This is a genomic window from Paenibacillus sp. FSL R5-0887, from assembly GCF_038002305.1.
In the GTDB taxonomy this organism is placed as follows: domain Bacteria; phylum Bacillota; class Bacilli; order Paenibacillales; family Paenibacillaceae; genus Paenibacillus_AQ; species Paenibacillus_AQ odorifer.
In genome coordinates, this window is sequence record NZ_JBBOCE010000002.1 from 497,976 (window position 1) to 513,823 (window position 15,848).

Consider the following 15,848-nt stretch of genomic DNA (forward strand, 5'->3'; position numbering starts at 1 on the left):
TAAAGATGCTTATAGATGATGCATGGGATATATTGTATAGTTAAAATATGCCATATGGATTTTGCGGTATAGGCCAATAGGGAGAGTGAACAGAACAGATTATGAATACACCACTAACACACTACGTACTTACAGAATGGGAATCAGACACGAATACAAATGTTCTAAATATTCATTTATATACGCTACCTGTGCGTAATGTATTTGAACAACATACAGAAAACGGAAATGCTTCTTTTGATTTAAGAAAATTAAACAGGTCGCTTGTTATCGATTTTTTCAATCACTATATTGCAAGCTGGCAACCTATTGAAAATTGGGGTGAGTACACATTCACTCAATATGAAATTCGCTCAATTAATCCCACTATCCTAGCAGAGAGAACTATCTTGGAAAGATTACTTTTAAGAACTATTGAAAGTGTTCAGCCAAAAAAAGAAATTGCTGCTGGAAGTCGGAAATTCACGTGGTTAAAAGCTGAAAAAGTCGTAGAAAATATTTCAATACATAGGGTTATACAATGTGATATTACTGTAGGCTATACGGGCAAAATTACCATTGGTTTTGATTTAAATCATAGTTATCGTACAAATGCATCGGTATATGATTTAATAAAATCAAACGCAATTTTTAAAGGCGATCGAGTAATTGATATATATAACAATCTTCATTATGAGTTTGTGGAAATCTCCAATTCTACAATCAATGATGCAATTCCAGAACTTAATCAATCAGTTGTTAGTTATTTTACTAAAGAACGAAAGCAAGCTTGGAAAGTTGATAAACTTGAACAGAGTATGCCTGTTGTCTATCTAAAAGCATTTAATGGAACTCGCATTGCTTATGCACCAGCTATGCTACAAAAAGAGCTTACTTTTGAGTCACTTCCTTCTAGTGTAGTGCGTCAAACATCAGAAATTTATAAACAAAACGCAAATCAAAAAATTAAAACATTGCTGGATGAAATACAAAAAATATTAGCACGCACTGATAAAATTAAATTTAATAGACAAAAGCTCCTAGTCCAGCAAGCTGGGTATGAAATATTGGAGTTGTCAAATCCTACTCTTCAATTCGGAAAAAATGTTACTCAAACACAGCTTAAATATGGACTTGATAAGGGCGGTGTAGTAGCCTCAAAACCTTTATCCGTTAATTTACTTGTATACCCAGAACTGATAGACACAAAACTCGATGTCATAACTGACTTTAATGATAAATTGAATGCGCTATCCCATAAATGGGGTGTACCATTATCAATCTTAAAAAAATCAGGAGCCTATCGGAACAAATCTATTGATTTCACAAATCCACACCAACTTGCCATCCTGCTTAAAGAGCTTACGAAAAATTCATTTCAAGAGTTGACGCTCGTGATAATCCCAGAAAAAATTTCAGGCATGTGGTATGACACGGTAAAGAAGGAGTTCGGAGGGAATTCTTCAGTACCGACTCAGTTCATAACTATGGAAACTCTTCAAAAAGCTAATGACTACATTCTAGGCAATATATTATTGGGGCTTTATTCTAAATCAGGCATTCAACCGTGGATCTTAAATTCATCCCTATCATCCGATTGTTTTATTGGACTAGATGTATCTCATGAAGCTGGCAGACACTCTACTGGTATTGTACAGATCGTAGGAAAAGACGGCAGAGTATTGTCCAGTAGGGCAAATACCTCTAATGAAGCCGGCGAAAAAATCCGCCATGAGACTATGTGCCAAATTGTGTACTCAGCGGTAGATCAATATCATCAACATTACAATGAAAGACCAAAGCATATTACGTTTCATCGTGATGGTTTTTGTAGAGAAGATTTAGATAGTCTAGACGAAGTGATGAATAGTTTAGGTGTAGAATATGACATGGTAGAAATTATCAAGAAAACGAATCGTCGTATGGCTCTAAACGTTGATAAGCAAGGTTGGGAAACAAAACCAGGGCTTTGCTATGTTAGAGACGATCTAGCGTATCTCATCGCTACTAATCCTCATCCTCGTGTCGGTACAGCTCAACCAATTAAAATCATCAAGAAAAAGGGATCACTACCAATCGAAACAATAATTCAAGATATTTATCATCTTTCGTTCATGCATATTGGTTCCTTATTAAAATGTCGCCTTCCCGTTACTACATATTATGCCGATTTAAGCTCTACTTTCTTTAACCGGCAATGGCTTCCGCTCGATTCTGGCAAATCGCTACATTTTGTATAACAAATAAACCTCCCACATACTGGGAGGTTTATTTGTTATTATGATAATCCAGAATCTAATACATTTAGAACAACATATTTTTTCGTTTTTACATGTTGTTATTTTATTTCTCACCAGGAAATAATACAGCAACGATCAATACATCATTATCAAACTGTTCAAAATAAATAAAAGAAATCCTTGAAACACAAGGAATTAGTCAACGAGAACTTGCACGAAGAATGAACATTCGACCGAGTACAATTAGCCATCTCTGCTCCGATAAAGTGAATGCAGCTTACTTCGACACCTTGGAACAGATTTGCCGAACACTCAACATCAGCCTAAACGAACTTCTTGTACTGGAAGATGACTAACCTTGCCGCAAACTAAAGCACAGATTATCGTTATTAAATCTGCCTAATGCCCAGCGGCAAGCCATCGAAATCAACTAATTGCTGTGAGGACATCATTTCTTTTATTGATGCCCGATGATGCTTGCTTAGTTCATCGGGTAGCATTAAGCCATTTTGTAATGCTAGTATCATGGCTCTTTTTTCCACCCTAACAGCTTCCAAATCCATAATGATGCTACAAGTATAGTAATCATTGAACTTAGGTGGATACTGAATGATACTTTCTAAAGGTATTTTCTCAACGGGTCTGTATACTAATTCCACTCTTGTTCGTTCCACCACTTCTTCAATTCCTTTCCATTTCCTCTCTAACTTTTTATCATAGTTATGGCAATAAGCATGTTGCTTTCTTTGGTCTTTTCGCCCAAAATATCGAGTTCCTTCACCCGTATTGGAAGTAATGAACAGATTGCTCATTGCTCATTGGATATGGAATATCGAAAGCCAATTCAATTCGGTTAAGGTATACTTTCTGCGAAAGTTTATATAAGGTAACAAGCAAGCGTTGAAACTTAACTAAGTGGTCTGGATGAGTTTCAATTTGTAACGTGTACTTCCTTGATTTTTTCTGACACCATGGTTGATACCGCAAATAAAGATAAGCATCATCCATTGCTAGATGCCATTGGTATACATAACCTTTGTGACGTATAGTTGGTTTAATATCAAACCAATCTCGAAATGACAGTGCGAGTTGATTGTAAAAGCTCACTGTCACTCCATGATATTCAAGTGAAACTTTATCAATAGAAATTTGTATGTTGTTCATGCATTCCCCCACGGCCAAAACTTTTGACGTATTTGCCGTTTGTATTATAGTAATGAGGGAGTCGGTGGCTAGCCTTTAACACATGACCTTCCCTATGCAAGATGTTCAATTACGTCCTGTCAGTGTAATGATCGAGCCATCCATTCATTAAGTTGTGAAAAACTTTATGATTAAGTATCTTCTCGCTATGGCTATCACAGTAGCTAATTTACAGGTGCAATTGATTTGAAAAAAAAGAGGATAACGTAGATAACAAAAACAGGTCAATCATGGTGGTATCTGACCATAATCGACCCTTTTTTGTTACGAACTAGCGTTATTTAGGTTATACTTGTCAAGCAATAATGTGCGTACAACATAAATCATGAAATTCTTATAACGGTATTTCTTGGGTGAAGTGTGTTATTGGTTGAATGATGGGTTCATTCGGCACTGGGTAGCCCCACGAAAAAACAACCTTGAAAGGCACGTAGCCAATCAAGGTGTTCATTTTTTCACTTCATTCCATGATAAGGGTCATCGACATGACCGTCTAACTCATCAATTAACTCGTGAATAACTGTCCTAATCTCATTTCTCACATTACCAGTTAGTAAATTTTTCAGGTGTATATAAACCTTTACTAAACCTAGCCGTCCGATAATCAATGAGATTAGCTCAATATCATGTAACGACTCTTTATTACAAATACCAATTATCCATTCTTCAACCCTATTTCTTAATTCAGAGTCGATTAACTCATACGTATGCCACTGTCTGTCTGCTAATTCAACTAATGACTCTAATGCAACTCCAATATCATTTTTGTTTGAACTATTCGACGAAATGAATTCCTCAAACAACTCTCTTAATTGGGTTGTGGAAATGTAATCAGGCAACGATTTATAATAATCCAACAAAATTATTACCTCCCAAAATCAACAGGTATGTGCGTGATATTACTTGGATTTCTATAGAATTTACCATCTTGACCAAGCAACTTGTTTCCAACTTTAATTTGTGCAGTCCAATTGCTTCCTGAATTGCTACTAGGAAATTTAGCAGCAGCATTCGCATCAGGAGCATGCCATTTTATTTCAATTTTTGTACCGTTAATCTCATAATTATACTTGTACCCATCTGCTATTGTTGCGGAAGGTTTAAACCCGTTGGCAGCACCGTTAGGAACCATGCTTTCCAAATTCTCTATTGGAACTTTACCATTCTTTAGCATTTGCTGAGCAGCAAATTGAGGGTTATAAGTTGTTAATGCTTTTTCAACTTCAACGGTCCCCTTAGTATTATTCCTTTGGGTATTGACTTCTGCTCTCAACTTACTAGAAGAATTAGCGCTATCCGTTGGTATTTTTAAATTTTTAGGTAAGGTCCTTGGACTTTGTGTTTTAACAAACTTAAATTCACTAACTAACCATTTTGGAACTGTATAAGCTCCTCCTCCACCAGAACCCCCAGACGATTTCCCGCCCATTTCATGCATATTTCCTGTTGGGTCAATATATTTAAGCGGGTTATTAATAACATAAGTATACAAATTCAAGCTCAGCGGATTATCAATCTGCCCCTCATACGTATCCTCATTTAAAAACTGCCCTATATTCGGGTCATAATACCGTGCACGCAGATAATAAAGTCCTGTTTCGGCATCATACACTTCGCCCGCATATTTGAAGGAGTTGGAGACTCCTTCTATCTGGCTAGTGATGTTGCCCCATACGTCATATTCATAGCTGTTCACCGGCTTACCTTTCGTATCCACAATCTGTACCACGTCACCATGGCCATTGTAAAGGTAATAGTAATCTTTTGCCGCCGTGATGTCATTCTTCACTAGCACCCGGTCTCCGCGAACAAAGTTCGCCTTATGCACAACACTACTGCCGCTTAGCTTTTCTTCCGTTATCACTTATAATATTAGAGTCTTTCATGTGCGTACACTTAAATCGGAGAAATAGTTATCGTGGGATTACGACAGTTAAATATATTTGAATGAACCGATTCAGTTCATTCGGTACTGGGTGGTCGACAAACTATAAAAAGACCTTTGCTTAGTAGGACTAAGAAAGGTCTTTGCGTGCTTGTTATAGCTTTACATTTAGAAACTAATTCATATCAACAGAACTAGTGAAGCTAAATTAGAAAATATATGATACAAGATCATTATACATCTATTTAATGAAAAATAATTAGTCTTTGAAGCCAAGCATTACTTGTCCCTCATGAAAATACTCAATTACATAACCGGATGATGGACAAAAAATCCATGTATCTGAACCTACAGCAGTAACGTCATCGATGTTATTTAATACTTGACTTAACTCTGTATAAACGCTAGGAGCATCAGTATAATTCCAGAGTAGAAATACTTTCGAATTAAAATCCCCACTAAATTCATTCTCTATAATCGATAAAACCTCTTGAGGCTTTGAGATTTCATAGCACCTCGATATGTTATCCCAATTTATTCTTCCCCAAGATGTGACTGGAAAAAAGCTCACAAGTTGACTAAATAGTTCTTCTGTTTTTTGAATAGTTACTATCTCCGTTCCATCTCCAAGTGCTTGAATACATTCCTCAAATAAAGTCATATAGCCTCCTAAGGTTGAAGGTGCTTTAATAGCGACCTAAATGTACTTTCATTTCCTTCAAAGGGAATTACCAGTTTAGTTGCATTATTGCCTTTGCCACCACGATAGTCTTCAATATTAATGTGAGTCCCCTTATTTGGATCATAGTCTAGTCTCCATAACAACTTCCCATCAGCCGATTGTCTTCCAACAACTTGACCGTATCCTGCACTACTAGGTAATCGACCAATTACTGACTTAGAACCGGGTCCTAGATCACCAACAATATCAAGTGCTAAGTTTCTAGCCTGTTCGTAAGATTTAAGAGTGGATTCAAGAATTTTTTCTACTCCGGTACCGGTAAAATTAATAGCCCTCTCAATTTGCCTACCTTCTTTGCTCGCCAACTTAACAATAAGTCGACCACCTTTAACAAATTTTGCAATAGGTATAAAATTAGCAGCGGCGAGGGTTTTGTCAAATGAAGATGCGTTAGGGTTTAATATTGTATTAATGTCATCCACAACTAAAAAGTCTGCAACTGCGATGGAGGCTTCGATTGTCCCCGCCTTAAATTCGCTCCAACATGTTCCAGCACCAACATTCATACAATGCTGAAGCATTTTCTTGTTACTATAGCCTGTTCCAGTAGGTAACAACTGGTGACCACTGGGGTCAGAATAAATCAAAGGATTATTCTCCACATACGTATAAAGATTCAAACTCAGCGGATTATCAATCTGCCCCTCATACGTATCCTCATTTAAAAAACGCCTCATACTCGGATCATAATACCGTGCCCGTAGATAGTATAGTCCTGTCTCTTCATCATACACTTCCCCTGTGTACTTGAATGGGTTTAGTGTTTCTTCTTTTTGTGGTAATGTTGCCACACACATCGTAGGCGTAGCTATTCACTACTGCGCCACTCGTATCTACCTTCTGTACAATATCGCCGTGACCATTGTACAGATAATAGTAATCTTTACTAGTGGTCTTGTCTTTCTTCACCAAAACTCGGTCGCCTCGGACATACGTGGATTTCTACACGATATTATTCCCATTTAACCTTTCTTCCGTAATAAACTGTCCATTTAAATCATAGTTTACTTGCGTATGTGTGTTACCTTTTCTCATTATCGCACGAAGTCCGCCAGCAACAATTGAATATAAAGATCATATATTTCTTTGTATGTCATAAAACAACCCTCAGCAGTTACAAAGTTAATTTTCTGAATATGCTTTTTTATGTTCATTTAGCCCAACTACTTGAATTAACAAAAAAGCAACTCCCTTGTTGGCAAGTCACTTTTAAAACACTCTATAGTGAATCTTTAGTTATTATCTAAGATCCTACCGCTTAGCCTTATAAAACTCATGATAAAGCTTCATGAGCGTCCTCTCTTCTCCACCTGTATCCAGCCCAAACCTACCCACCACAACTTCTTTCTCTCGGTCATCCAGAATATCTAGGTTGCGATAAATCTTACTCTTCTCGATCTTCAAATCCACTTCTTTAATAACATCATCCGCTTCCGAACCAAGGATATCGATAAGTGTAATTTCATTACCTTCCTTGTCTGTCCCAATCGGATCGTGCATAGATACGTCTTTCCGTGTTTTCTTCAAGGATCTTAGGTGCATCAGAATTTCATTTTCAATACAGCGTGCCGCAAAAGTGGCCAGCTTTGTCCCTTTGTTCGGGCGGTAGCTCTCGATAGCTTTAATCAAGCCGATCGTGCCGATGGAGATTAAATCCTCCATGTCTTCTCCGGTATTATCGAATTTTTTGAGGTTATGGACACGATATGATGTAAAAAAAAACCAACGTGATCGGTTACGATGCTAGTTGGTTTATTTGTCTCCTTTTTTTCAATTATTGCTCAATAATATGCGTCCATTCTGAAATTCATTGACATATTAACTTATTCCGCTTTTATCTGCTTCGCAAATAATCTCATCATCTGTTTTACTATTATCAATAATAACTAAATGATCTAAGAGACTTAAATGAGAAAGCAAATTCTCTATGCTTGTTACATCACGTACCTTCGAATAGGAGACAAAGTAATTATTGACGATTCAAGAAGTACTTGATTGTTAAAACTGACAAGTTAGTAAAAAAACTAAAAAATACTTTCATTACCTTCTCAATAAGTAGAAGATATTGCAACAAAATCATTCAGATGGGAGTTAGGAGCTGTAACAATTTGCTGCAGAATATCATTATACTGGACGAGCCATCTTTTAATTGTAGCGGAATCAAAAAGATATGAATCATATTCCACATTAAATACTATGCCCTCCTCACCTTCATCGACTGCGCTCATATAAAAATCAAATAATGATCTTCTAGCCCACAATCTGCGTTCCGTAACTAGGCCAGGCCAAGGAGGACTACTACCTTTTTCATACTGTGTAAAGGCAACTCCTCGGACATAGTTTCTCTCACTACGGTATAACTCAGGATATAATTCTTCCATAATTTTCACAAAAGGAAGTTCACTATGAGCAATTGCACCGTTTACTGTTTCCCTTGTTCTCAAAATTAGTTCTGATAACGCAGAATTCTGAGAAAAGTTCACTCGTAATAATACAAAGTTAACTAAACTACCAATTATACCCTCAATATCAGTGACATTTCGATTTGAAAAGGAAGTCTCTGTCACCAGGTCCTCCATACCCGTTATTGTATGCATTGCGATATTAAATCCTGTTAATAGAACAGTGTAAAGTGAGCAACTGTATGTATGACTGGTTTTTCTCAGTAATTCTGATACATTTGGATTAAGAGTAAACGATTCAACTGCACTTTTTGCACCCTCAGGTTTCCTTGGTCTGTCAGTGGGTAATTTTGTAATTCGGATATCTTTAAGCTTTTCTTTCCAATATGACAGGTAATTAGTATAACGATCACCCGACCAAATTTCTTGTTCCCACTTGGCATAATCAGCAAACTGAACTGGAAGTGGTGGTAAAGTATCTGCACTACCCTGCCCTCTAAGATGGAGCAATCCCCCCAGTTCCCTTAAAAATATATTTGCAGAGGGGCCATCCATAATGCTGTTATGAGCATTAATAAATAACGCATAACGATGATTTGAACGTAAGTAAAGCGTGAGACGCCAGAGCAGAGGCCGACTAAGATCAAATGGAGTACTCTCATCAATAAATGCCAATGCATGCATCTCTCGTTCCTGCTCATCTTCAGTTAAATGTGTTAAATTAATTATTGGCAGATGATAATCTATATCCACAGAATCTTGAATGACTTGTAATAGTTCTTCGCACTTTTCATCTTTATGTAACGATGTGCGCAGTACTTCATGTCGTTCAATTAGCTCATTTATACATCTTTCAAGTAATGAAATGTCCAAGTTGCCCTTATATTCCCATCCCACTGCTGTAGTACAGCACTCTCCTCCTTGAATCATCTCCCGCTCCCACATTCTGTTTTGAATCCACGAAGCTGGGATATGCTGACTTCGTTCAACACAGTGAATTTTAGGCAACCTCCGTTGTTTAAGAGTAGCATCTTGTACAGCTCCAGCTAACCCTTCAATTGTCGGAAATTCATATAATGTACTCTCAGGAAGTTCTATTTGAAAAAGCTCCCTCATACGTTTCATTAAACGAATGCCAAGTAGAGAATGACCTCCCAGTTCAAAAAAGTCTTGCGTTATCTCAACTCGGTCTTCGCCCAAGAGTTCACTCCAAAGCGCAGTAATGCCCAATAACACATCTGCAGGAGAAGTACTTATCGTATTTGATGTAGTCACTTTTTGTTCTGGCTTATATAGAAAGTCATCTTTTGATGTTGATTGGATGTCATTATTAGTAGTTGTTCCTACTTCATAATTAATGCACCCTTCTTCTAGCCAATAACGTTTTCTTTCAAATGGATAAGTCGGGAGTACAACCCTATGCCTATTTTGACCTTCATACAAACCTCGGACATCAATATCAATACCTTTTAGCCACAATTCCCCCAGTGCCTCAAGCAGAATTTTATAATCTTCTCTCTGGTTTAAGGGATGACGTATGGTATGGATTGCTTGCTTCTGTAATAATGGTTGTTGAGACACAAAGACAGATAAAGTACGCCCCGGTCCTACTTCAATCGGTACTCCGTTCATATCCTTTATAAGTGTTTCTACCCCCTTAGCAAAATATACTGTTTCGTATAACTGTCTAGCCCAATACGTTGGGTCAGTAGCCTCTTCATCCGTAATCCAAGTCCCTGTAAATCCAGATACATAAGGAATCTTAGGGGGGGATAGCTTTACTTCTCTAACAATGTTCTCAAATGTTTCCGCTGCAGGTTTCATCATAGCAGAATGAAAGGCATGAGAAGTATGTAGACGCCGATGTTCAATCCCATCCGTAGTCAATTGAACCTCCAATTGAGAGATAGCCTCCCCAGTGCCCGAAAAAACACAAAGTGAAGGTGCATTCACTGCAGCAACTGAGATTCTATCATTTGAATATTGCAATGCAAGAGTTTCGCTAACAGATGCAGATATCATTTCTCCGAAGGGCATTGATTGCATCAACCTGCCTCTTTGTGACACCAGATAGATAGCATCTTCTAATGTAAGAACCTCAGCCAGCACAGCAGCAGTAAATTCACCTAAGCTATGACCAATCATTGCTTGTGGATGGATACCAAATGATATAAGAAGTTGGGCCATTGCATATTCAGTAGTAAAAATTACTGCTTGGGCCATTTGCGTCTGCTGTAATTTTTCTTCAAGAATTTTGTTTGTACCTTCTGCAGGGTACATTAGTTGGCGAAGATCCTCTCCTAGTTGTATCTGAAACAGATTGGTGCACACATCTATCCACTTGCGATAATAATGCTGCGTTTCATAGAGCTGTTTACCCATATTTATATACTGGGCACCTTGTCCCGGGAATAAAAATAAGGGCACTGCAGAATTTTGACCTGAACTAATATCTTCCGGTGAGGTTGTCTTCTTCTGCGATAAATTATGAATAAGTTCCTTATTTGTCTCAGCCACCATCACTCTTCGGTAAGGAAACACCCTTCTTCCAACATGCAAGGTATATGCAATATCAGCTAAGGGCAAATCAGCTTGACCAGTAAGTGTATTTACTAGATTTTCGCTAATTCTGTCTAAGGCAGTCGGTGTTTTGGCAGATAAAAAGATTAACTGGTAAGGTCTAGAAGCTCCCGATTCTTCTCTAGAAGGCGCCTCTTCCAAAACAACGTGTACATTTGTTCCTCCAAGCCCAAACGAGCTAACTCCAGCTCTACGTGGAACTTGTTTCTCAGGCCAGGAGATTAAATTACTGTTTACATAAAAAGGGCTCTTTTCAAAATCAATCTCTGGATTTGACTTTTGAAAATGTAATGTTGGAGGAATCATTTTATTCTGCAAAACCATTGTTGCTTTTATAAGACCTGCAACCCCAGAAGCAATGTCAAGATGACCTATATTCGTTTTTACGGACCCTAATGCGCAAAAACCTTCTTTATCTGTAGACATTCGGTACGCTTTTGTAAGAGCTGTTACCTCAATCGGATCACCTAGTTTTGTACCAGTACCATGTGCTTCAACAAAGCCTATTGTTTCAGCTCCTACATTCGCTTGGGCAATCGCTTCTGCAATAACCTCAACTTGTCCCTCAATACTCGGAGCAGTGAAGCCCATTTTTTGTTCACCATCGTTATTCATTGCAGATCCCTTAATTACTGCATATATATGGTCACCATCCGCTTGGGCATCTTCTAGTCTTTTTAATAGAACCACGCCCACCCCATTTCCTGGTACTGTTCCCAGTGCCTTCTCATCGAATGCCCTACAGTGCCCATCCGGGGATGCAATCCCGCCTTGTTCATATAAGTATCCTGATTTTTCCATCGCAGGCAGCGAAACTCCTCCAGCAATTACCATGTCGTTTTGATAACACAAAAGGCTTTGACTAGCCATAGCTACAGCTACGAGTGATGTAGAGCAAGCTGTTTGTAGTGTTAGCGAAGCTCCCTTGCAACCCAATTTATAAGCTGCTCGGGTGGATAAATAATCCTTTTCATTATGTAACATAGTCTGAAAACTGCCCACAGATATTATTGCTGCTTCATTGGGATAGACATGCTTTAGAAAATACTGATTCATTCCTGCTCCTGCAAATACTCCGATACGATTCTCATATTGCTTTGAATCATAACCTGCTTTTTCTAAAACCGTCCATGCCTCTTCTAAAAAAATACGCTGTTGTGGATCCATAACCTGTGCTTCGCGGGCCGTATAACCAAAGAACGAGGCATCAAACTCATCCACCCCATTTATAAACCCACCTGCCGGTACATAATCAGTGTGATCACGGAGTTTGGGATTTTTTCTCATTATAGCATCTTCTTTTTCACTTAGAACCTGTATTCCCTCTATTCCATTACAGAGCATTTCCCAATATTCTTCAATATTTTCTGCCCCAGGAAAGCGCCCAGACATTCCAATAATTGCGATTCCTCCGGAGAAATCCTCTTCATTATCCTCAATATTAGAACCCATAATAGCTATCTCCTTCCTCTTAGCTTATTAATTGCTTCTCGTTGTTTCTGCGCCCTGCTTTTAACATTTGAAATTGTTGTATCATCCGTATTAGTGGATTCGTTCATAAATTGAGCTAAAGATTGAATTGTACTGAAACGGAATAAGTCCATCATTGATATGTTTTTATGTAATTTTTCTAATACTTTAGATCTAACTTTAATAACTAAAAGAGAATGTCCTCCAATTTCAAAGAAGTTATCCTCTATCCCAACTTCGCTTATCCGTAATATATCCTTCCATATTTGTCCAAGTTCAATTTCAAGAACTGAAGAAGGTAGTTTAATGGGATCCTTTTTTTCCTCCAAAATATTGTGTGCATTAGACAAAGACCTTTTATCAATTTTCCCATTGGGCAAGAGAGGCATCTGTGTAAGTTGGATGAAAAAACTCGGCACCATATATTCAGGTAGCACAGCACCTAAAAAACTTCTAATCTCTCTAGCTTCAAGTTGAAAGTAAGCCTCTGTTGTAAAGTATGCTACAAGCTGTTTGTCATCAGGAGAACTTCCCTTTAAGTCAAGAACAACTTCCCGTATTTTTGGGTGCAAACGAATTGCTGCTTCGATCTCTCCTAGTTCTATTCTGAAGCCACGCAACTTTACTTGATGATCTAGCCGTCCCAAATATTCAATTACCCCTTCTGTGGTAAATCTCGCTAGATCCCCAGATTTGTACAATAATTCCTCTTGTTTAAATGGATTTAAGATGAATTTTTCATTAGTTAATTCACTACGGTTATAATAACCTTTTCCTACCTGAACGCCACCAATATGCAGTTCCCCCGCAACCCCAATAGGCGTAGGGGAAAGGTAACGATCAAGAATGTAGACTTGCGTATTAGCAGCAGGTCGACCAATAGGGATGTCTGCTTTCTCCATTTCTTTATTACATTTCCAACTAGTTGCATGCACTGCAGTTTCTGTTGGACCATAAAGGTTGTACAGTTCTGTGCTAGGAAAGCATCCAAAAAAATTATTCTGCAAATCCGATGTAAGCGCCTCTCCAGCCACTAAAACGCGCTGCAAGCTTGTACAACGACTAGCCTCCGGGTCCTCCAGAAATATTGTTAACATGGACGGTACAAAGCCAATAATAGTAATCTGATTTTTCTGAATAGCTTCAATTAAATAAGATGGATCCTTATGCCCCTCGGGTACTGCTAGGTATAAGGAAGCACCAATACTAAGGGGCCAAAATATTTCAGGTATAGATACGTCAAAGCTAAACGGCGTTTTTTGTAGTAATCGGTCTTCTGCAGAGATTTTAAATTCTTCCTGCATCCACAACAACTGGTTATTAATTGCTTTATGTGTATTCATAGCTCCTTTGGGTTTACCCGTTGAACCCGAGGTATAAATCATATAAGCCAAAGAATCGATTGTTACTTCACTTTTCGGATTGAATTTAGGTTGTGTTTCAATAGCTGACCAGTCTTCATTCAGATTCAGACATTTGATAGCACCTGTAAATATTGAATGGAGTTGTTCTTTTTCTAAGAAATTCTGTGTTATTAGGAAAGCCACACCGGAGTCTTCCAACATATACGTTAAACGGTCAACAGGATAGGTTGGGTCAATAGGTACGTAAGCTGCACCAGCTTTTAGAACTCCAAGTAGTGCTACAACCATTTCAATAGATCTTTCCATACAGACCCCTACAAATTGCCCGCAATTAATCCCTTCCTTCTGGAGAAAATGTGCCAATTGATTAGCACGTTCGTTCAACTCTTGATAACTTAGCGAAGTCTCTTCAAAACAAATGGCCTGAGCATCCGGTGAACGCTGTGCTTGCTGCTCTATAAGCTCATGAAGAAGATTCTCCGGGTATGCTTTGCTTGTTTCATTCCAATGATTGAGAATTTTTTCCTTCTCATCGAGGGAAAGCATCTCAATTTCAGCAATACTTTGATTGGGATAAACCAGAATGTTTTGTAAAAGAGTAATAAAATGCTTTGCCAATCTCTGTATACTCTCCAACTTGAAGAGGTCAGTGCGATATACAAAAGAAAACTTGGGAGCTTCTAGTTCTGTAATTTCGAGAGTTAAATCAAAGTTTGCTGTACTTCTCTCATATGGATGAGTAGACCATGTTTTAAATCCCTCCCCCATAAGCTTGGCTTGAGATGATCCGGCTCCTACACTTAGCATAGCTTGAATAATAGGATTATGGGTTGTTGAACGCTCTGGTTGTAACATCTCTACCAATTTTTCAAAGGGAAGTTCCTGATGCTCATAAGCCGACAATGCCGAATCACGAATATTATGAAGCCATTCTTTGAAAGTCATTTTCTCATCAGGTATGCGCGTACGGATAACCAGCGTGTTAGCAAAAAAACCAGTAATTCCTTCCATTTCCTTCTTTGGTCGATTAAAGACTGGAAGTCCAACTAGCAAATCTTCTTGCCCAGAATATCGATAAAGCAGCAGCTTAAATAGAGCTAGAAATGCCATAACTAGGGTGACTTGTTCTTTTAGGCAAAAATCACGAAAACTTCGCAACGTACTCTCTGGTACGTTGAATTCGTAAACAGCCCCCCTACTAGTCTGGACTGTTGGTCTAGGATAATCCAGAGGGAGCTCTATTAACGCAGGAGCTCCTTCCAAATACTCTTTCCAAAACTTCATATGCTCTTTCCATTGATCTTTTTCATATTGATTTGTCTGCCAACGTGCGTAATCATAATATTGAAGAGGCATTTCCTTTGTTAATGGAATTCCATTTAAACGCGCCTCGTAGCCGGCAATTAACTCTTTCATCAAAATCCCATTCGACCAGCCATCCGTTATAATATGATGAATAGAAAGAGAAAATATCCATTCCTCAATACCCAATTGGATCACCTCGGCACGAAATAGAGGACCATTTTTTAAATCGAATAGTTGATTTACACTTTCTTTTAAAATTGAATTAAGCTTCTTTTCCCTCTCAATAATCTGCAACATAGAGATATCTGTGGAGGGAAGTACGAATTCTAGAGACTCCAGAATAACTTGAATAGGTTCTCCTTCTAATTCGATAAAAACAGTTCGTAAAATAGAATGACGGTTTATCAATTCTCTAAAGCTATCTTCCAACTTATTGACATCCAGTTGTTCTTTTATATGGTATATAATAGGAAGATGGTATCCTGATGAGTCTGGCATCCATTGTTGTAAAAACCACAGTCTTTTCTGAGCAAAAGATAGAGGAATTACTCCTGTAGGAGCGGTCGCTATAATCCCCTTTGCATCATGACTTATAGAATTCTGTAGCCATTGTTTTAGTAAACTGTTATCAGCCTTACTCTTTTGTTTGTTATCTAGCATTATATAACTCTCCTTTTA

11 protein-coding genes and 1 pseudogene are annotated in these 15,848 nt (G+C 38.1%); 2 read left to right on the plus strand and 10 right to left on the minus strand.

From position 1 onward, the window contains the following. Nucleotides 1-101: 101 nt before the first annotated feature. Nucleotides 102-2,219 carry a Piwi domain-containing protein gene (locus tag MKY14_RS20140; RefSeq protein WP_340977177.1) on the plus strand — a complete coding sequence of 706 codons (2,118 nt, stop codon included), beginning with the start codon at nt 102-104 and terminating at the stop codon, nt 2,217-2,219. Between the two features lie 167 nt (nt 2,220-2,386). Then, the gene (locus MKY14_RS20145) at nt 2,387-2,575 is read left to right on the plus strand and encodes a helix-turn-helix domain-containing protein (RefSeq protein WP_076193570.1); all 189 of its coding nucleotides are present in this window, start codon (nt 2,387-2,389) and stop codon (nt 2,573-2,575) included. A gap of 33 nt (nt 2,576-2,608) precedes the next feature. Here the strand turns inward: MKY14_RS20145 and MKY14_RS20150 are convergent, their stop codons facing one another. The 10 genes and pseudogenes from MKY14_RS20150 to MKY14_RS20195 all read right to left on the minus strand — a co-directional run bounded on the left by MKY14_RS20150 (nt 2,609) and on the right by MKY14_RS20195 (nt 15,830). Then, on the minus strand, nt 2,609-3,031 hold the full coding sequence (locus MKY14_RS20150) for a hypothetical protein (RefSeq protein WP_340977178.1): 423 nt from the start codon (nt 3,029-3,031) through the stop codon (nt 2,609-2,611). Then, on the minus strand, nt 2,997-3,383 hold the full coding sequence (locus tag MKY14_RS20155) for a hypothetical protein (protein WP_340977179.1): 387 nt from the start codon (nt 3,381-3,383) through the stop codon (nt 2,997-2,999). The genes MKY14_RS20150 and MKY14_RS20155 overlap by 35 nt, the downstream gene beginning before the upstream one ends. 494 nt (nt 3,384-3,877) lie before the next feature. Continuing rightward, the gene (locus tag MKY14_RS20160) at nt 3,878-4,282 is read right to left on the minus strand and encodes a hypothetical protein (RefSeq protein WP_076193578.1); all 405 of its coding nucleotides are present in this window, start codon (nt 4,280-4,282) and stop codon (nt 3,878-3,880) included. Between the two features lie 5 nt (nt 4,283-4,287). After that, nucleotides 4,288-5,211, minus strand: coding sequence for an RHS repeat-associated core domain-containing protein (locus tag MKY14_RS20165; RefSeq protein WP_340977180.1), 924 nt, complete (start codon nt 5,209-5,211; stop codon nt 4,288-4,290). A 355-nt stretch (nt 5,212-5,566) separates the two neighbouring features. After that, entirely contained in the window at nt 5,567-5,968 is a 402-nt protein-coding gene (locus tag MKY14_RS20170; protein ID WP_076193581.1) for a CDI toxin immunity protein, read from the minus strand. Between the two features lie 8 nt (nt 5,969-5,976). Then, nucleotides 5,977-6,783 carry an RHS repeat-associated core domain-containing protein gene (locus tag MKY14_RS20175; RefSeq protein ID WP_256717230.1) on the minus strand — a complete coding sequence of 269 codons (807 nt, stop codon included), beginning with the start codon at nt 6,781-6,783 and terminating at the stop codon, nt 5,977-5,979. Then, a complete protein-coding gene (locus tag MKY14_RS20180) occupies nt 6,776-6,958 on the minus strand; it encodes a hypothetical protein (protein WP_256716045.1) in 183 nt (60 codons plus the stop codon). Before MKY14_RS20180 ends, MKY14_RS20175 begins: the two co-directional genes overlap by 8 nt. Before the next feature lie 342 nt (nt 6,959-7,300). Next, a pseudogene (locus tag MKY14_RS20185) lies at nt 7,301-7,747 on the minus strand (sigma-70 family RNA polymerase sigma factor); the annotation flags it as partial. 350 nt (nt 7,748-8,097) lie between these two features. Further along, nucleotides 8,098-12,483, minus strand: a complete 4,386-nt coding sequence (locus tag MKY14_RS20190; protein WP_076195212.1) for a type I polyketide synthase — start codon at nt 12,481-12,483, stop codon at nt 8,098-8,100. A 5-nt stretch (nt 12,484-12,488) separates the two neighbouring features. Continuing rightward, nucleotides 12,489-15,830 carry a non-ribosomal peptide synthetase gene (locus MKY14_RS20195; RefSeq protein ID WP_340977181.1) on the minus strand — a complete coding sequence of 1,114 codons (3,342 nt, stop codon included), beginning with the start codon at nt 15,828-15,830 and terminating at the stop codon, nt 12,489-12,491. Nucleotides 15,831-15,848 lie beyond the last annotated feature (18 nt).